The 19,061-nt window shown below is 68.0% G+C and carries 13 protein-coding genes and 1 pseudogene; 5 read left to right on the top strand and 9 right to left on the bottom strand.

The annotated features are described in order from the left end of the window. Window positions 1–177: 177 nt before the first annotated feature. Window positions 178–729, top strand: a complete 552-nt coding sequence (locus OHB04_RS40825) for a hypothetical protein (RefSeq protein WP_326693281.1) — start codon at window positions 178–180, stop codon at window positions 727–729. Between the two features lie 3 nt (window positions 730–732). After that, entirely contained in the window at window positions 733–3,285 is a 2,553-nt protein-coding gene (locus tag OHB04_RS40820) for a hypothetical protein (RefSeq protein WP_326693282.1), read from the top strand. Window positions 3,286–3,653: 368 nt separating this feature from the next. On the opposite strand, the gene OHB04_RS40815 is transcribed toward OHB04_RS40820, so the two are convergent. From OHB04_RS40815 to OHB04_RS40775, 9 genes are read right to left on the bottom strand one after another with little or no spacing between them, the layout of a single operon-like run. After that, window positions 3,654–6,509, bottom strand: a complete 2,856-nt coding sequence (locus tag OHB04_RS40815; RefSeq protein WP_326693283.1) for a hypothetical protein — start codon at window positions 6,507–6,509, stop codon at window positions 3,654–3,656. Between the two features lie 36 nt (window positions 6,510–6,545). Then, window positions 6,546–7,109, bottom strand: coding sequence for a hypothetical protein (locus OHB04_RS40810; RefSeq protein ID WP_326693284.1), 564 nt, complete (start codon window positions 7,107–7,109; stop codon window positions 6,546–6,548). Further along, the gene (locus OHB04_RS40805) at window positions 7,102–8,835 is read right to left on the bottom strand and encodes a type IV secretory system conjugative DNA transfer family protein (protein ID WP_326693285.1); all 1,734 of its coding nucleotides are present in this window, start codon (window positions 8,833–8,835) and stop codon (window positions 7,102–7,104) included. Before OHB04_RS40805 ends, OHB04_RS40810 begins: the two co-directional genes overlap by 8 nt. After that, complete coding sequence (locus OHB04_RS40800; protein ID WP_326693286.1) at window positions 8,835–10,388, bottom strand: type VI secretion protein; 1,554 nt, start codon at window positions 10,386–10,388, stop codon at window positions 8,835–8,837. The genes OHB04_RS40805 and OHB04_RS40800 overlap by 1 nt, the downstream gene beginning before the upstream one ends. Next, window positions 10,388–11,917, bottom strand: a complete 1,530-nt coding sequence (locus tag OHB04_RS40795; protein WP_326693287.1) for an SCO6880 family protein — start codon at window positions 11,915–11,917, stop codon at window positions 10,388–10,390. The genes OHB04_RS40800 and OHB04_RS40795 overlap by 1 nt, the downstream gene beginning before the upstream one ends. 3 nt (window positions 11,918–11,920) lie before the next feature. Then, complete coding sequence (locus tag OHB04_RS40790; RefSeq protein ID WP_326693288.1) at window positions 11,921–13,750, bottom strand: hypothetical protein; 1,830 nt, start codon at window positions 13,748–13,750, stop codon at window positions 11,921–11,923. After that, window positions 13,743–14,501, bottom strand: a complete 759-nt coding sequence (locus OHB04_RS40785; RefSeq protein WP_326693289.1) for a hypothetical protein — start codon at window positions 14,499–14,501, stop codon at window positions 13,743–13,745. The genes OHB04_RS40790 and OHB04_RS40785 overlap by 8 nt, the downstream gene beginning before the upstream one ends. Window positions 14,502–14,507: 6 nt before the next feature. Next, window positions 14,508–14,831, bottom strand: coding sequence for a hypothetical protein (locus OHB04_RS40780; protein ID WP_326693290.1), 324 nt, complete (start codon window positions 14,829–14,831; stop codon window positions 14,508–14,510). Then, complete coding sequence (locus tag OHB04_RS40775) at window positions 14,828–15,427, bottom strand: hypothetical protein (protein WP_326693291.1); 600 nt, start codon at window positions 15,425–15,427, stop codon at window positions 14,828–14,830. The genes OHB04_RS40780 and OHB04_RS40775 overlap by 4 nt, the downstream gene beginning before the upstream one ends. A 605-nt stretch (window positions 15,428–16,032) precedes the next feature. Between OHB04_RS40775 and OHB04_RS40770 the strand changes: the two genes are divergently transcribed. The 3 genes and pseudogenes from OHB04_RS40770 to OHB04_RS40760 all read left to right on the top strand — a co-directional run. Further along, window positions 16,033–17,100 carry a peptidoglycan DD-metalloendopeptidase family protein gene (locus OHB04_RS40770; protein ID WP_326693292.1) on the top strand — a complete coding sequence of 356 codons (1,068 nt, stop codon included), beginning with the start codon at window positions 16,033–16,035 and terminating at the stop codon, window positions 17,098–17,100. Next, entirely contained in the window at window positions 17,097–17,720 is a 624-nt protein-coding gene (locus OHB04_RS40765; RefSeq protein ID WP_326693293.1) for a hypothetical protein, read from the top strand. Before OHB04_RS40770 ends, OHB04_RS40765 begins: the two co-directional genes overlap by 4 nt. A 254-nt stretch (window positions 17,721–17,974) precedes the next feature. Beyond that, window positions 17,975–18,646: pseudogene (locus tag OHB04_RS40760) on the top strand (TetR/AcrR family transcriptional regulator); the annotation flags it as partial. Window positions 18,647–19,061: the final 415 nt, after the last annotated feature.

Genomic DNA, 19,061 nt, shown 5'->3' with positions numbered 1-19,061 from the left:
GACATCAGCGGCCTCCAAAAACGTGGGCCGATTGGTGGAACGCCCACTGCTTACCGGCGGGATTTTGCCAACCCGGTAAGGTCCCGCTGCGCACAGCCCTTTTCGGGCCCCCGGAACCCTTCACCCGACTAGAGTGGGACCCCGGGGGAATACCGCCTGTGGGTGCTGAGGAGTGGCGTGGCTGCGATACGTAGTGCTCGAATTGAGGAGTCCCGGCCGGATGGCGGCTGGGACGTGCTGTCAATTGGTGCTTTCGACGCCATGTGGGCGTTGATGGACCAGGCTCAGAAGATTTGTGCTGCCCGGACGGAATTTTCCGTTTCCCTGTTCGGCGCGGGGGAGGCGGAGGGCGAGCGGTGGCTGGCTGTCAGCCGCCGGATTTCCGGGTGGCGTACGACGATTCATCCGGAAAACCACGAAGCCGTCGACGCGGCGCGTGTTTTCTGTTCTCAAGTCATTGACGACTACGCGACGGTACGGCCCCTGTATGACGCCCTGGCCGGGGGCAGGGCGCGTTCTCTGACCCCGGATGCCGCGGCGGTCACTCTGGACGGCCGTTGGTGGATCGCCCGTGACGACCGTTATGTTCCGCTGGATCCGGCGGATACCGAGCAGGCGGCGCTGATCGCCAGGTTCGAGCGGCATGCGGCCCGGCTGGACGAGCCGGCCCGGGAAGAGGCGGAACCGGTCGCCGGCAGTGAGCAGCAGCGGGAAGACGGGGAGCGATAAACGATGGCCGACGACAACCGGACAGGGGCCGGTATCCCCGCTGGCATCGATTACTTGGAACATCTGCGAGCCGAGAGGCAGCTGTTGCGACGGCTGTGGGAGCACCCCCAACTCGTGAACAACGCCATAAGGAGGGGTCTCAAAAGCGATCACTTCCTCGACGACGGGAACCGGTACCACTTCGAGGCTTTGAGCCATGCACATCGCAGCGTGTCCGGGAACGACAAGTGGGGGGACAATCGCAGAGCCGCAGCGAAGGAATGGCTGAAGCTCAGGGACCAGGCGTTCGATGTGGACATCGAACGGCCGCCCTCTGCCGGTACCGTCGCAAGCGCGACGGCTGTGATCCGCCGGAACGCGCTCGAAAGGCGCGAATACGCCGGCTCCTCTCCGGACGCGCGAGCTGCCGCCCCCGTGAATCGCACCGGTTCCGAAGCCCGGGTGCTGGAACAGCTGGTGCGGTATCCCGAACTCGTCGCCGACGCCACCTTCTGGGACCTCTCCTCCGAGCACTTCAGCATCCCTCACGACGCGGCAATCCTCCAGGCTCTGATGGCGACCCATCCTGGAACCGCGCCCGAAATAATTGATGATTCGTGGCGCCGGCGCCGCAAGGGCCAGGTCGAGGACTGGCTGAGGAGGGAAGCGCCCACGGTGCCGGCGGGTGCCGTGGAGGACCTGCTCAGCGACGCCAGGAAGCACCGCCGTGGGGAGCCCGAGCAGCCAGCCCGGGGGCTCCCCCAGGACGACCTCGGCGGGGTCCTCGGGGGTTACGACGAACGCACCGCGACGGGGCTCTCGGCCGGGTCGCCTACTTCACTCGATCGCGAGAGGGAGCTGCTGCGGCAGCTGTGGGACGCCCCCGAACTCGTGCTCGATGCCGAGAGGTCGGGTATCGGCTTCGAGCACTTCACCGACGCGAAGCACGCGGCCCTCTACCGGGCTTTGCTGCAGACTCATGATCCCGAGACACCCGCGCCCGAGGACCCGTCGGCTTACGCGCGGTGGAGGTCGGGCCGCCGGGTCGACACGTACGTCATGCTGGACAAGCACCGCCTGTGGGTGAACGACGCCGGCGAGTCGTTGGACCCGGTACCAATGGTGCTCAAGGACGGGGCGCCTCCCACCGGGCCCTTGGTCGCGGTGCCCATCGGCCTGCAAGACCAGGTGAGCGAAGCGGTCGAGCGCCTTGGCGCAACTGCCAAGAGCGAGGCCAGGACTCCCCTGGATGCTGCGGGGGACACCGTCGACGGCGCGATTTCGGGGCCGGGGAAGCCGTCCTACCAGCCGTTCCAGATCGCGCCGACCGCCGAGGAGCGTCGGCCGGTTCTGGTCGTCGTCGCCGGTGCCAAGGGAAGTGGTGCTGAACCGATAGCCAACATGGCGAAGGCGCAGCTTGCCGGCAAGGACGGCGACGGCAAGTTCGTCATCCTCGGCGACAAGCCGCTGGAGCCGGGACAGCACCTGGAGGCTGCCAAGAAAGCCATCAGGGAGAAGAGCAATACCATCCTGCTCACGGACGGCCGCGATCCGGAGGCACTGGCCCAGGACATGCAGAGCTTCGCCCGGGACTACCGCATCGTCTTCGCGGCTGCGGCGACACAGGATCCCCTGCTCGACCTCAACAACCTCGAAGCCAAGCTCGATCCCCGCTCCGAGAAGCAGGAAACCCTCACCACGCGGCCCAAGCTGGCGGAGTGCGCCAGTCGCGCCGTGGGGCTCGGTGCCGAGACGTATGTCTTCGAGGCGGACGAGAACGGCCGGGTGGTGAACGCCCCCGCCCCACCGGGTGAGCGGACGCCGGGCCAGAGGATCGAGGAGGCGTGCAAGAAGGAACTGAGCGAGGAGATGTCGCTGAGGTCCCTGGCAAAGGCCGCCCGGCTCGCCACCATGACCAAGAAGCCAGCCGACCACGTTGAGATCATGCGCGTCACCGCGGATATCCTCCGGGCCAGCCCGGACAAGACAGCAGATTCCTTGGGCGGGGTGGTCGGAGCGGCCATCGCTCTCCACCCCCGGCGCGTGCCCTTCAACCTGGCCAAGGGCTTCGACCTGTCCGCCTTCACTCCCTCCAGCCAGTCCAAGGACTCGCCTTGGCACGTGGACGGCCGGGTCCGCCCCGACAAGTCGCTGAAACTCATCGGCTCCAAGGACCTGGAAACCATGCTGTTGCACCGTCTCCGCGTTTTCCGTAAGGCCGCCGAGGAAGTGGAGGACTTCCAGAGCAAGCTCAACGAGCGACTCCGGAAGGGTCCCGGCGAGACCCCAGAAGAAAAGCGGGAGTACGAAAGACACAAGCACACGCTTCGATACCTGCAGCGTGAATCCAAGGACAGGCTCAGACTCCACGGTGAAGGTGTGCAGTCCGTCCTGGCCCAATACCGTCGTCGCGCCCGTCTCTCTCCAGACCAGTACCTGGTACTGGAGCGGAAAGCGCGGGAACACAAAGCGAGGACGGCGGTTACCGGCATCGGGTATGGCACGAAACGCCCACAAACCGCACAGCATCTGAAGCAGCCACACCGGCGGCCCGTTGCCGTCGGCAGCAAACGCTGATCCGCGTGCCGGATACGGGTCCGACTCGGAGCCGTATCCGGCGCAATCAGCCTGACGGCAGGGACCAACCCAGGTGCTCCAGAGGATCTTCGGGCAGTCGGACTCGACCATGAGGCTGTGGCCGCCCGCCGGGCCGCCCCGGGGTTGTGTGCCGATATGCCTGGACTCCCGCGTATCGGTGACAAGTGGCGGCAAGGCCGGGAAGCGAAGAGCAGGGAGCGATAAGCAACGGCCGACCAGGACATCAACAGAGTGCAGGCGCCTGGGTCCCCCGCGCGTCGATTTCTCCACGGAGCCGCTGAGACGGCTGTCGGCGGTGAGCCGTGTGCTGGATGACGGCGGTGCGCCCCCATCCAGCACGGGCCGGGTCAGGCGCGGGCCGCCGCTCTCTTCTGCACCGTCGGCGTGGTGGCCACCCGGGGTGTCGGGCGCGGCGGCATTCGCATCTGCGTCCGCCTCTGCGGACTCGGCGTGTCGGACTTCGATGCCTGCCGCGCCTGTGAGGCGGGCTGCGCGGAACTCTGGCTCTCCTTCCGCCTCTGCTCCCGGAGCTTCTTGGGGCTCTCCCCGAGGGACGGAATGGCCCCCTGAGCCAGTCGCGCGCTGTGCTTGGGCGCACCGTCAGCTACCGGGCGGAGCTTGTCCAAGCCATCGATGATGCTGTCGCCGGCCTTCGCATGGTCGGCGACCCCGGAATACTCCTTCAGCAGTCGATTCGCCGCCACACCGACCTTGGCCATTCTGTCGGCGGCCGTCCACTCGTCATAGGGGGTCGGATTCCGTCTGTCCCAGGCGGAAACGAGCTGTTGCACGAGGGGATCCCGTGGCTCGGCGTCGAGCATCGACTTGACCCAGTCGGTTTTCCGGAATGCTTCCCACCGACGTAGCATCTCCTTGTCGCCCGTCTTCCTCCTGTCCGGTGATTCGTAGGCAACCCCGTTCGGAGCTATTCCCATTTTCCAGCTGCGGCCCAGGCGCTCCGCGTGCTGGAAGAAGGCGTCGGCCAAAGAGTCCAGCTTTTCGAGGTCCTTCGCCGAGTAACTGCCGGGATCACGTTCATTGCTGTCGCGGGCCACCTCTCCGAGCAGGTGGGCCCACTGTGCGACCTTGGCGTACTGGTGTGCTGCTTTCTGGGGCCATTCCCGCATTCCGGGGGGAGGGAGATGGTTCAACGCCTTGTTGAGTTCCTTCAAGGCCGCGTTCCCCTTTACTTCGAGCCTGTTGAACATCGGGGTGTCGCGCCACGGTTTAATGAGCGTGTAGACGTGCTCGGATGCCTGCACGGCTGCTTGCCGGGTGATCTTCTCCTCCTCCCAATTCTGCGGCACCCCTTTGTGGGGCCCGTAACCGGGAATGCGGGGACGCGGTGCTTGCTGCTCCTGCGAAGGCGGCCGGACCCGTCGGGCTGAACGCTGCCAGGTCTGTTGCCGACTCCGCTGCGGATTCTGCTGCCGTGGTCCCTGCCTCTGCGATGTCCTCTGTGGTGCTTCCTGCACCCACGGTGGGTTCTGCGCCTCCGCCACCACTCCCGGTGCTACCGCCGTCTTGGGCGTCCCGGCCGCCTGCTCGGCGCTCGCCGAGGGGCCCGGGGGCTGTACGGCGGGCTTCCCGGCGGTCCGGCCGGCTTGCGGTTTCTCCGGGAAGACCGAGCGGGAAACGAGTGCCCGGTTCAGCCGCGCGGCGTTATTGGTCGCGGTGGCCACCACTTTGCGGAGCCATTCCTTGTCATTCTCCGAGTAGCTGCGCCTGGTTCCCCAAGCGGCTTCGTACGCTGCTTCGTCCAGCACCCCCTGTGCGGCCTTCGCGACCCTGAGCACTCGGTAGCTGGCTTCCCACTGGTCATATTCGTACGCCCCGCCCCTGGCCACGTGCTCGCCCTCGGCCTTTGTCTCCCGGACGGAGAACGGCAACTGCGCACGTAGGGCGTCAGTCAGCTCGACCACCGCCTCGCTCCGGGGGCGGAGGGGGTTATACAGCAGGTCCTGGCCCATCTTGCTGTCCCGCCAGGCGTTGAGCTGCCCGGCCAGCTCCAGGTTGGCAGCCCTTGCGTCGAGCGGTGTCGCGTAGGGCTTCGCGTCCGGACGGTTTCCAGGTGTCATGGTGCGGGCGAGGCGCTCGGCGTGGATGCGGGAGGTGTCGCCGAAGTCCTTCAGCAATCCGATGTCGTGGGCCGAGTACGAGCCGGGCTCGAGGCGGTTGGCCTTACGGGCCAACCGCATCAGCTCGTAGGCGTGGCCCGCGTGTATGCCGTACCACTCTGCTCCCTTCTTCGCCCGGTCGGCCCACTCCACGAACTCGCTGGGTCGGCGGTGCAGGAGGCCCCACCAGAGCGACTTTCCCTCGCCGAGTCCCCACATCAGCTCGAGTGGAGCGCCGTCCTTTAGGTGATCACTATGTTTCCGGTATGCCTCAGATATGAGCCTCTGGAGCTCGGCCTTCGGTCCCTCGAGCTCACCCTTCGGCTCCTCAAAATGCTCCTTAAAGAGCTTTTGGCCCATGTCGGTCAGGAACCATGACTTGAACGCCTCGTTGACGCGTCCGCCGCCCTCCCTGACCTCCTCCTCGATGAGCTGCCCATCTCCCTCTTCCCGTACCGCCCCTCGGTGCGGTCCGTATCCGGGGTGGAGGTTCAGTGTTGCGTTCGTCTCTTTGCCCAGTGCGGGGGGAAGGGGCTCTTTGGGGCGCCGGCTGTATCCCGCCGCCGTGCGGCTGAACTCACGCAGCGCATCGACAGCGGCGGCCGTCCTCGTATCCTTGATCCCTTCCCGCTCCATCTGGTCGGCAAGCGCGGCGGAGAGGCAGGCGCGAGCGGAGCTGGATTTCTGCTCGGTGTAGGCCCAGAGCTCCTCCCACGCCGGGTTGCCCTCAACGTGGTTTTTCCACCCCTTCTGCAAGCTTGCCCGGGCGCGGAGCTGCCACTGGTCCTTCACCTCGCCTGCCTGCTGCACCTGCCTCCACAGCGGACTCCACAGCGGATTGCTGCGCAGAAGGGCGGCGTGCTCTTCGACCTGGCGCCAGGCGGAATCCAGCTTGTCCTTTGCCGGACGCTCTTTGCCCTTGAACAGGCCATCATTTGCGGGCGCGAGATTCCATGTCGCCGCCATGACCCAGAAGGGCTTACGCACAGCCTCCTTGTCCTCGAGAAGGGATTTGTCGAGGCTGCGCATAGCCTTCCCCAGCATATTGCGGTCTTCTTCTGTGACCAGCGTGGGCTGCTTCGCCATTTACATACTCCTCAAGGTCGTGCTGGCGGGAGCGGGTCAGAACGCTGTCGCCTGTCGCAGCGCTTCGGCCTCGGCCGGGTGGGCGGGGTCGGCGGCGCCGAAGGTGGAGAGGGTGAGGTAGTCCTCGAAGGCTTCCTCGGCTTCAGGGCGGGGCGCGGGGCGCGGCGGGGGATCGTGGTGGATCAACGCGCAGCCGGCGACCTGGATGCGGGGGAGGAAGCCGTGCAGGGTGGAGAGCCATTCGGCTTCGGCCAGGTCCCGGCCCGGCGTGGGCTGGCAGTAGGAGCGGACCCAGCCCGCGTACAGGGCGGTCAGGTGCTCGCGCGCCGGGGGGTGCCGGTACCAGCACTGGGGTATCTGGTTGTGCAGCTCGAAGGTGGTGCGCAGCCACTCGACCCACTCGCCCAGCTCCCGCATCCTGGTGCGGCGTTCGGCCGGCGTCATGGCCGTCCACACCCAGCCGTAGGCGGCCGACTCCACCTCCGCCTCGTCGTCGGCCAGATCAGGCAGATCGGGCCAGAGCGAGACAGGGTCCGTCAGGCCGTCGGCCAGGCCGTCACCGAGGCTGCCGCCCAGTTCTGCGAATGCGTGCTCAGACATCAGCGGCCTCCAAAGGGGTCGTGCCGGTCGGTGGGTTCTTCTTCAGGGACGTCCGGGTCGGCGCGGGCGCGGCCAGGAGCTCCTTCAGGTCCTTGTCGCGGAAGGTCAGCCGCATCTTCACCTTGACCGGGGGCAGGTTGGTGTACTGCGCGATGGCGGTGAACTCGGGGAGCTGCTGGAGTGCGTGGACCGGTGCCAGGTCGACCTCGGCGATGGACACCTGGGTGGAGTGGTCGCCGCCGCGGCCCCGGGTGGTCGACTCGCGGCGTACTTCGGTGCGTCCGTACAGGCCGGAGAAGTAGCGCAGTGTCTCCAGGTCGCCGCAGCCGGGCAGCAGCATGCGCATGCCGGAGGCGGACAGCACCGTGTTGGCCTTCTGCTGGCCGAGGCGGTCGCGCAGCTGGGACAGGTCGTGCCAGACGGTCAGTAGGCTGATGCCCATGCCGCGGCCGGTGGTGAGGATGTTGGGCAGCCGCGGGTAGCGCAGCATGTTGCCCGCCTCGTCGACCATCACGCCCAGGGCGGGGTCGAGCGGGACGCCGGTGGAGTTGTAGCGCGCCTCGGCGCCGTGGATGATCGAGGCGACCAGGGAGGTCAGCAGCGGTGCGAAGCGTTCTGCGTCGGCCTCGGAGGCGATCAGGCACACGGTGCCGTTGCGGTCGAGCAGTTCCTCGACGGTGAAATCGGTTTTCGAGCTGGTCTCGCGTACTTCCTCATCGGCGTAGACCCGGGCAAGGACGTTCAGGGTGAACTGGATGGATCCGATGCCGTCCTCGTGCAGCCGCAGCCAGGGGGAGGCGTAGTCGTCGGCCGTCTCCTGGTAGTCGTGGGCCAGCAGGACCGCGCGTACGTGGTCGACGGCGTCCTTGCCCAGCGACAGCCAGCGGCGCATGTCGTTGACACCGCCACCGTTCAGTTTTGCCGCCAGCAGTACGCCCTTGAGGACGTTGCGGGCCTGGTCGACCCAGGGGGCGGCGCGTTTGTCGTCGCCGGAGGCGGAGGCTTCGGCCATCCAGGCGGCCATTCGCTCGGCGGACTTGGCGTCGGTGCAGTAATCGACGGGAGACCAGTGGTTCGTCTCGCGGCCGGGGATACCGGCCGGGGCGATCACCCAGACCGGGCCCAGCGCGCTGCGCCGGGCGTAGATGACATCGAGGTCGGCCGCCTTGGTCGTGGTGACCACCAGCGGGCCCTGCCACTCGGCGGCGTTGGGCAGCACCAGCCCGGTCGTCTTGCTGCTGCCGGGGACGCCGAAGACGGTGGCGGAGATGTTCGGCTGCGTGGCGACGAGCTTGTTGGTGCGCATCCCACGGCCCGCCGTGATCCGCCCGGATCGCTGGGGCGCGTCCTGGGGAGCGGCCAGCCTCCGCTCGATCTTCGTCCCGCCCCACTGCGCACCGCCGGTGTGGTTGAACCTGATCAGGGACACCAGCTTGACCACCAATAGCATCAGCGCCGCCATCAGCAGTGCGAAGAGCAGGTAGAAGAGCCAGGCCGGCGGGGCCGGGCTGAACGCGGCACCGGGGCCGTGGATCAGGGCACCCAGCACCGCGAGGACAACCCCGGAGGTGCGGGCGGCCCATCCCAGACCGCTCAGCACCGCGGCCAGCGGCCCGGCCAGCAGCACCGATACGCCCACCATGGCCGCCAGCCCGGCCGCGTAGACAGCGAGGAGGGTGCCGTCGGACAGATCGCTCGCGCCGCCCCCGCCCGGTCGTTGGGACATCACATCACCATCCGCTCGTCGGTCTCGAACAGCTTCTCCTCGATGTGGGAGAGCATCAGCTGCACCGCATGCCCGCTGCCGCGGCCCACCTTCCACAGGGCCCGGCCCCGCTGGCCCGCGCCCCAGGAGGCGATCAGATCGCACTCCGCGTCGGTGAGGCCGATGGCCTCACGAGTGAGATTGAGCGGTGCGGTGTCCTGGGCGAGCTGGATACGGGTCTCGCAGCTGGCGATCAGGTCCTTGGCGATGGCCACCGCCTCGGAGCCGGCCGCGCCCACCGCCTCGAAGTCGGACAGCCGGTGGGTGGCCAGCACTTGGATGGTGCCGCTTGCCCGGCTCAGCCGCAGGTCCGCGTCGATCTTGCGGACCATGGCCGCCCCGCCGCTGCGCATCTGACGCCACAGCTCGTCGCGGATCACCAGCCACGGGCGGTTACCGGGGCGGTCGATCGCACTCTGCGCCCAGGAGGAGACGCAGGTGAGCACCATGGCGATCGTGTCGTCCCCGTACGACTCCAGCGCGGAGACGTCGACGGACTGGATCGGGGCGTCCCAGTCGAGGCCGATCGAGGTCTCCTTGTCGAACAGTCCCGCCAGATGACCGGTGATCATCCCGCCGAGGGCGGCCCGGAGCGAGGCCATCTGTTCGCGGGCGAGCTGGACGTCGTCGCCACGCACCCGCATCTCGGCGGCCATCTGCGTGGTGGGGTCCTTGAGCTTCTCGTAGACCAGCGGGAGGGTCGGTATCCGCAGCCGGTCCTGCCCGTACAGCTCGCCGGTCACCTCCCGTACGGCGACATCCAGGCACTCCTCTTCCTGCGGGACGAGGTTGCGCCGCAGCTGGAGTTCCAGCAGCGCTTTCAGCAGTGTCAGGCGGCGGCGGTGGATCTCCTTGAGCCCGGCTGTGTACTCCTCACGGCTGGCGGTCTTCTCCAGCTCCTGGCCGAGCGGGCCCGCGTCCAGCGGGTTGAGCCGGCCGGGCATGCCGGGGCCGAGCCGGACGGGCTCGACTCCCAGGTGCCGGCACAGCTCCCGGTATTCGCCCTTGACGTCGCCCGCGATCAGCGTGCGGTGCCCGAGCGCCATCATGCGGAAGGCCAGGGCCTTGATGTGCGCGCTCTTTCCGGAGCCCGGGATCCCGGTGATCATCACGTTGGGGTTGGTGCACAGTCCCTCGCTGACCCATGCGGTCGGGTGGGCGCTGAACGCCTGCTGGGTGAGGGTGTTCCAGCCGATGTACACCCCGATCGACGGCAGCGAGGCACCGTGCAGGAATGGGTAGATGCCGCTGACCCGCCCGGTGTCGGAGCGGAAGACGTCTGCCTTGTTGAGGGAGGCGGCCCGTCCCGCGAGGGGCTGGTTCCACCCCTTGCGCGGGGCCACCCGCATGGCGGCCTCCGGGTCCTCCAGCAGCCGGGCCCGGCGCTGTTCGCGGGCGCTGAGCTGCCGGGCGGGGGCCGGGGCTTCGGACTGCCCACCGGGGGCGATCAGATCCGCCACGGCCTCGGCCTTCAGCAGGCTGTCGTCCTTGAGGTCACGGCTGAAGAGCCCCATCAGATGCCCACCCGCCGCTCCGGCAGCCCCTGGCCGAGCGGCAGCGCGGACGCCGCGAAGGCGTCGTCCTGCGCGCCCCACACCCGGCGCAGCTCCAGCCCCGCGGCCGAGGCGTCCGCCTGGAGATCGGCGCACGCGATCTCCAGCTCGTCCAGGTCGAGGACCGTGACGGCGACCAGTGCGGTGAGCCGCAGCACGCCATGGCCGGCAGCGCGGGCCATGTCCTGGGCGCGTGCGGTCATCGCCTCGCGCCGCTCGTCCTCGCTCTCCGACCGGCCGGTCTTGGCCCGCAGCCCGCGGGCCGCGTCCCGTTTGGTCTTCTCCCTGGCCAGCTCTTTGCGTGCCTTGGCCGGGCCGACGGGCTCGTAGGTGATCGACATCGAACGCCGGGCGTTGGGCCGGGGCCGCAGCAGCGGCTGGAGGAACGTCGCGTACACCGGGCTCTGCGGAAAGCCGCGCACCTGGTAGCTGACCGTCCACGCACCGTCGTGCCGGTAGACGCCCCACTGGGCCTCGGCCGCCGCCGGGCCGGCCAGCTCCGGGGCGACACCGCGGGAGGTGCCCTGCCACCCGGCAACGGTGGCCGCCACCTCGTTGCGCTCGGCGAGCATCACATGGGCTTCCGGGTCGTAGGCGGTGCGGATCGTCTGCGCCACCCCGCGCGGGGTGAGCCACTCGGCGACCTGGAGCCCCGCACTGCTCAGTGCGGGCTGCATGGCGTTGAGTTCCCGCACCAGCACGGCGGCCGCGCCGCGCTGTCCGCCGCCCGCGCCCTTGATGGCCAGCCGGGCGCGGAAGGCCGAGAGGGTCACGGCCAGATACGTCTCCCGGATGGTGGCCGCCGGCCCGGCGCCCGCCATCAGCTGGTCCAGGGCCTTCACCGCCGGTGCCGGGGCGTCTTCGGATATGTGCCGCTCCGTCCAGGAGCGCAGCGCGGCGCCGTCGTCCGGGAGGGAGCGCTGGTGAACGGCGATCCGGGTGATTGCCCCGTCTTCTTTGCAGTGGCTGCGCAGGAACGCCGCCCAGGCGCCGACCCGGTTGTTCTGCCGCGCGGTGTCGACCAGCGCCAGCCCGGAGTGGGAGAGGCGGCATACGGCGGTGTAGGTGTGGTCGACGGGGTTGTGCATGAGGCCCAGCTGTCCGCCCAGGCCGTCGGGGGCCTCGAGCAGATGCAGCCGGGCGAGCGTTCCCGGCAGGTCCATGGGCTGCTGCCCGTCCTTGGTGCGGGGGGCGAAGATGCCGGAGAAGAACAGGTTTTTGCTGGTGGCCACGGCGAACTGGTGCCTTACTGCGAGGACGATCCACTGGTCGGCTGTCAGCCCCAGCACGCGTCCGTACGCGAGCAGCAGGAGCACGGCCGCCACCGGAAGGGCGAAGAGCGCACTGGAGAGAGAGTGGATGTAGAGCGGGATCAGGGCGAAGACGCAGGCCGCCGCGACCAGCGCGAATCCGGGCCCGCTCAGATTCCCGATGAACCCGCTGCGTTCCGACTGCCAACCGCTGTACGTGGCAGGCTCGGTGGTCGTCACGGATCAGTCCCCTTCCGGGCTCTGGGGCTGCGGCGCGGGGGGCGGCTCGGACGGCTGGGGCGGCTGCGGCGAGGGGGAGGGGGAGGGGTCCTGCTCCTGAGTGGGGGCCGGCGCGGGTGCGGGGGCCTGTTCCTCCGACCCTCTTCCCCTGTCCTTGTCGGGGGTGATGACGTGGCGCCCGCCCTGAGCCGCGTGATCGAGACCGGCGTGCGCGGCGACGTTCTGCGCCGAACTCTCGAGGATGTCCTTGCCCATGGCGGCAACCTGCATGCCCATACCGACGGTGGGGCCGGCCGCCTTGACTGCTGCCTTGGTGTTCGGCCAGAGACCGGCGCCCTTTTGGTGCTGGGCGCCCATGAGCCTCCTGTTCCAGGAGGAGCCGCCGCCTTCCGTCCCGCTCTCGTTCTCGGACTCCAGGGCCTGGGTGTAGCCGCTGCCCCCGCCGGACCCTCCCGCGCCGCCACCACCCGATGTCGGCTGTCCGAAGTAGCTGGAGACCGAGGAACCGATCGAACTGAGCATGCCCGAGGCCGCGCTGTTCCCGGCTCCGGCGGTGGTGAACGTCATGAACTTCGCCAGGGTCGGCCAGGCGAAGCAGGCCAGCAAGAAGATCAGCAGTCCGACGATGACGTTGCCGACGCCTTCGCTGTACTCGATCGAGGAGAAGCCGATGCAGAAGCAGAGGACGATCACAGGCTTCATGAGGATGAGTGCGATCAGCGCGTTGCGGGCCTTGGGCCACCACTCGTTCGTCGCGTCAGCGATCTGCCCCGCCAGGGCGAGGGGCATGGTGACGAGCAGGATCATGATGCCCGCCTGCCGGAGCTGCATCTCGAGCCACAGCGCGGCAATCGCCAGGAAGCACAGGATGCCGATGACGATGACGAAGCCGATGGCGGCGGGCACGATGGCACCGCCGGTGGCCACTGCGACGCCGGCCGTGGTCCCGCCACCGCCCCCGATCAGGGCGGCGAACGCCCCCGTCAGTTGTGCCTTCATCGCGGCGGAGGCGTCCGCACTTGTGCCGTCCCCACCGTTGAAGGTGTAGTTGATCAAGGCTGTACTGACGGTGTCCGACCAGTTGAGGGCGACCTGGGTCGCGGTCACGTAGAAGGCCAGGATCACCCCCCACTTGGCCAGCCCCGTGATCGCGGTGACCGCCGGGGCACCCTTCTGTGTCACGGCGAGTTTCCCGAACTGGATGAGCAGCAGGAACGTGGCCACCAGGGCGGAAATCCCGGTCATAATGCCCATCATCGGACCGATTCCGGTCTCCGACAGGGTGATGACCGAGGTCTTGTTGAAGATGTTGGCGAACTGTTTGACGAGCCAGACGACGCCGTTTCCGATCGCGCCGGCAGTCTCCTTGAGCGCGCTCGACGCGGCCTCGGAGATCTTCCCGGCAGTCCACTTTTCGAGCAGCGACTTCCGGTCCCCTCGCTTGACGCAGGGATCCAAGCTGTCGTGTTCCTTCAGGCACTTGAGGAGGAAGCGCCTGTTGTCCTTGTATTTGTCGCTCTTGGGGTCGTCGGCTCCATTTTTCTTCATCCACTCGTCGACCGTGCGCTCGTCCGAGCTTTGGCCTCCCTTCGGGCAGGCCTTCTGTCCGGGAACCTCGCAGTCCTTGGGCCAGCGGCAGTTGTCGGCCCCGACAACGCAGTACTCGCCGTTGTCGGTGTTGATGCCGATGGGCCGGTCGCCCGCCCGCTTTTTCAGTTCCTTGGGGACGGGGTCCGGCGGCTTGGCGTCCGAGAAGGCAGGCGTGGCCAGAACCGCCAGCGCGATGAGAACCGCGCCCAGCAGAGCCCCCAGCCGGTAAAGCGCCCTACGCATCGGTCACCTCCCGCCAGCCCGCCTGGAAGGCGGAGAAGCTGTGCGGGTCATAGGCGGGCGGCCAGACCGACCTACGCACCCATGCCGGTTCCTGGGTGACTCTCCAGTCACCCCCGCGCCAGGTCAGGATCAGGTTGTCCGTCTGATTCTTGAGGGGGTTGTCGTCGGTCCCCTGTTTGGGGCTGGTGGCATAGCAGTCGTAGGCCATCCACACTTGGACGACGTCTCCACGGCTGTCGAGGCTGCGGGCGAGGACGGCTTTGACGTCGGTGGTGAAGGTGATTTCGTTCGGGGGGCCTCCGGAGGGCGGCAGCCCGACCTTTTCCCGCAGCGTGCGCACCTCGGACACCCTCTTTTGCACAACTGGGTCCGAAGGCTGGACCGCGACGGTTCGCAGCTGCCGCCCGGCGGCCTGGTCGTCGATGAGACTCAGGTCCTCCCAGTACGAGACAGCCGCTGAAGTGGCGCCAGTTGCCGTATGGGGGAAGCCGGTGCCGATGCCGTTCTTGGCGGACTTTGGCTTCACTATTCGTGTGGAGCGGGCGGTGGCAGGGGTGTACTTCTTTCGGCGGTTCGCCGGATCGCCTGCTGTGTCCCGGCCCGGTGAAGGTTTGGCCTTCGAGGCCGGTGCGGAGTTGCCCCCGGCGTTGTCGAGAGCCAGGACGCCGCCCCCGGTCACGAGGGCGGCGACCGCTGTGCCGAGTACAACGAGCCGCAGCCGGGCGCGCCGGGCCTTGGGCCGGTAGTCCACAGGTCCTCAGCCGCCCTTGGACATGTTGTAGAAGGCCATCACCAGACCGGAGGTCACTCCGACTCCCACGCCGGATATGAGGCTCCAGACGACTGCCTGCTTCCCACGTGCCGCCAGACCGCCGCGTTCGCTGTTGTGCCCGATCGCCACGCACGCCCAGCCGGAGAGCCCGCCGAGGACCGCCATCGCCAGCCCCCCACCGGCCGTCCAGCTGAGGATTTTTCCCGTAGGGCCCCGAAGGGTCGTGGGCACCTCCGGGCTGAACTCCGGAATGATCGGCTTCGGCTTCTCGGCGGCGAGGAAGTTCAGCGTTTCGAGCAGCTGGCTCATGCGGGAACCTTTTCGGAAGTGATGCGGTGATCGACGGACAGGGGGGCCGGCGCAGGGGCCGCCGGGAGCGGATCGCCCCACTTCTGATGGGCGGAAGCGAGCACAGCCCGCGCCAGCTCGTGGCCGGCCTCGAGCGTCTTCGGCCTGAGGCGGTGCGCGTCACTCATTCCGTATGTGCGGATGTGCGGGTCGCAGGGCACGGAGACCACGGCGAAGACCTGCGACCGGAGCATCGTGGCCGCGGCCCGTACGGGAGCCGGCGGTCGGCCCTCTCCGGTCGAGATGAAGGCGATGACCATCCGCTGCAACGGCAGCCCCTCGGCCTTCGCCGTCTTCACCGCGACCTGGAGGGCCTGCACACCCGGACCGGTGGCGGCCGCGCACAGAACGGGAACGGCGAAGGGAAGCGAGCACCAGGAAGCGGTCTGGCCGGTGCGCCCGGCGCACCGGGCCGCGATCACGTCCTGAGCCACGGCGTGAGGGGTGTCGGCGATGACGGTCTGCCAGCCGCCGACGGCCGCGAGCTGATACCAGGCCGCCGGGTCCGTCGGCAGTGGGAGAGGCGCTCCGCTCCATTCCTGATGGTCGGTCAGCACCTGCCACTCGCGGCCCGCGGGCGCCGGGCACCTGGAGGCGGCCTCCCGTATGCGCTGCCGGGTGGCGGGCTGGTCGGGAGGTATGGATGCCAGGCCGCCCCCGGGCTCCGCACACCAAAGCGGCCAGGGCGAGGCCAGACGCGGCGTGGTGTCGAGGACAACCGAGGGCCCCGCTGAGGAGAAAACCGCCGCCAGGAGGCCCGCTGTTGTGGACCGTCCGCTGCCGCCCGCAGGCCCCAGCACAGGTATGAGAAGGCGAACATGCGCCGGAGGTATCTCCAGCGCCGGCGGTCTCCTGGACAACTCCACCCCAATTGCGGTTGCACCCTCTTGGAAAAGAGCACGAAACAGTCAGCAGCAGTGGCTCCGACGCTGGCGCATTCTATGGCCGCGTTCGCGGACTGAGCTGGTGCCCCCCACTTTCATCTCATGGACGGGAGAATGGAAGCTTTGAATCAATTGGTTTAAAACATTCGCCGCACGGGACGCCCAGGAAACGTATGTGAGAATGTGGGCCGCCATTCGGAGCCTGGTCGTGGTGTCCCTGGGAGAGGGGTTCCCGCGACTCCGGGGACAGCGCTCAGCCGCTGCAGGGAGGGACGGCGTTGGGCACCATTCGTTTGCTGTGGATCCTTGGTGGCGCGGCGGTGGCGTTCGTCCTTGCTCTGGCACTCGGCGTCGTGCTCCTCCTGGTGGTGTCCCAGAGCAAGGACGACGGACACGGGGGTGACACCGAATTGGCAGCAGGCACCTTGAAGGTCGGGAAGAGCGGTGTGCCGAGCGCCTACGCAGGGCTGATCCAAAAAGCCGCCGCCGACTGCGAGGCCGGGCTGTCGGCGGGTGTTCTGGCCGCGCAGTTGAAGCAGGAGTCGAACTTCGACCCCAAAGCCGGATCGCCCGTGGGGGCCCAGGGGATAGCCCAGTTCATGCCGGGCACCTGGAAGACCTGGGGGCGGGGCGGGGACGTCTGGGACCCCAAGGACGCGATACCGGCACAGGGCAGGTTCATGTGCTCACTGCTGAGGAAGGCCAAGAACCCCGCCAAGTACCCCAACGATTGCCCGAGGGAGACCGTCAAGCACCCCTCGGAGTACAACGGCTCCCCGACCGAGTTGGCACTGGCGGGCTACAACGCGGGGTGGTGCGCCGTTGATCGTTTCGCGGGTGTACCCCCCAAGTCGTTCGCGAAGGGCGAGACCTACAAGTATGTGAAGATCATTATGGGCAGTGTCGCGGAGCTGACCGGCCCTGGTGGTGAGCTGTCCACCTCCGGGTGGGCCCGGCCCGTGGACGGCCCGCTCGGGACCCCGTACCACCAGCGCGGCGGCGCCTGGTCCAGTGGTATGCACACGGGCATCGACTTCACCGTCCCGACGGGGACCTCCGTCAAGGCAGCCGGATCCGGCACCGTGCATATGGCCGGTGAGGGCGGTGCGTACGGCAACCAGGTCGTCATCAGGCACTCGGACGGCACGTACAGCCAGTACGGCCACCTCTCCAAGCTCTCTGTCTCCGCCGGTCAGGACGTCAAGGGAGGGCAGAAGATCGGCCTCTCCGGCGCCACGGGGAACGTATCCGGCCCGCACCTGCACTTCGAGATCCGCAACGGCCCGGAGTACGGCTCAGACATCGACCCGGCCTCCTACCTGCGCAAGCGAGGGGTGAAGCTATGACGGAAGGACCGCAGTTCGCCGCCTGGGGGACCGTGTCCGCACAGTTCTGGATCCCCGAACAGCTGCCCTATCTCTCACCCGTCGTGAGGCTCCATGCGCCTGCCGGGCCGGTACTCCCCGACGCGGGCCCGCCGGAGGGAACCGGGCAGCCTCCCCCTCCCCCGGAGGAGTACCGGGAGCGGGTCGACGCCATCACGGCCACGTTCGCGCCACCCCACGACCGCCGGCGTCTGGCCTGGGCGGCTGTCCAGGCCGAGAACCTCGACCAGGAGGCGACCGCTACCTACGGCCAGGCCCACACCCACACGATCAGCATCAGAGAAATGCGTGGCTGGATCGCCGGCCTGCAAGGCGAACCAGAGGTGGCGACCCACTGGGACCTGCATGTCGTCCGGCTCCAGGCGACCGTGTGGGGAATACGACATCCGGTGACGCTGGCCGGCGCCCGGCGCGCGGTGCAGCACTGGATGGAGATCGCGGACCCGGCTGCCCGGCTGGCACTGAGCAAGCAACTCCTGAGCATGCTCACCGAAGTCACCGGCGACGCAAGCAGCGTCAGTCGGCATGTGCGGAAACTGGTACGCAAGGCAGAGGCTGCGGTGACCCCGGTGCCCCTGTGAGCCGTCTGCGCATGCGGCGAAAGCGGATTGATTTGAAGGCTGTCCCGTAATCCCCGACGCCGACTACGGCCGCTCGCCGGTTTACTGCGGATTATGGGACAGCCCTTGCGGAGAGACCTCACCGACGGAGGTTGCCGGTCGCTGGGAACGAATGGCGGCGGAAGAACTTGAACTGGATGGTCGATTTTGATGGTCGATGTCGCTCGGGGTGCGGAAAGACAAGGTGACGAAACATAATGAAGCAGACGGTCGTAATGGAAGACGCGGCCCCGAGCGAGAAGCTCGTCGATACCCCGGTGAGACGGGCGACGGTCGCCGCTACGCGGGAGGCGTTGCTGAGTGCGGCGGAGCGGCTGTTCGCCGAACGCGGGATACATGCGGTGGCCAACCGCCACATCAGCGAGGCCGCCGGACAGGGGAACAACGCAGCGGTCAGTTATCACTTCGGTACCAAGGCCGATGTGGTTCGCGCGATCGTCCGCAGGCACGCCGAGCAGATCGAGGGGATCCGGGCGCGGCTGCTGGCCGAAATCGGTGATTCCGCGGACCTGCGGGACTGGGTGGCATGCGCGGTCCTTCCGACCACCGAGCATCTGGACGCTTTGGGCAGCCCGAGCTGGTATGCGCGGTTCATCGCCCAGGTCGCGGCCGACCCCTCTCTCCACGCGATCACGACTGAGGAAGTCTCCGTCACCGCTCCATCGATGCATGCGTTGCAGGAGGGCATGAACCGCTGCCTGCCCGGCTTGCCCGCAGAGTTGTATGCGGAACGCGCTGCGATGACGCGCCACCTGATCACGCAGATGTCCGTAGAAAGGGAGCGAGCCCTCGCCGGCAACGCCTCCACCACTCCTGGGATGTGGGGTGAGGTCGCCGCCGGCCTCATCGATGCGATCGTCGCGTTGTGGCAGGCGCCGGTCATGCGAGCCGTGACCGGCGGGCGGTCCGCATCGGCCGTACGGGCAGCCAGGCGCGGTGCCACACTAGTCACATATGCCTCAACTACTCCTGTTGTGAGCGCAGTCGGGCTAGCAGGAGTATCGGGGCCGGCACAGCAGCACACGGCGAAAGCAACGCCGCTGAAGACGCCGCCAAGGGGAGAGCAGCGCGCTCTCGATGAGCAGGACTTACTCGCCTACCTGAAGTTTGTACAAAACGTGCCGCACTCTATGACGCCCGGGGCCTGGCCACTCACATGAGCAACCTCATCAACGGACGCGACGGCGGCTGCACGGACGAAGCGCCGGGCCGTAGCCTGCTGGAACCTCAATGACAGACCACGAAGCGCGGCCCGTGTCCGCCGCGGGTTCCGGAACCTCCGACCGGAGATCCTCGCTTCAG

This window comes from Streptomyces sp. NBC_01775 (genome assembly GCF_035917675.1).
Classification (GTDB): Bacteria; Actinomycetota; Actinomycetes; order Streptomycetales; family Streptomycetaceae; genus Streptomyces.
Note: the sequence above shows the minus strand (reverse complement) of the source record. Positions and strands in the feature narration are given on the sequence as shown.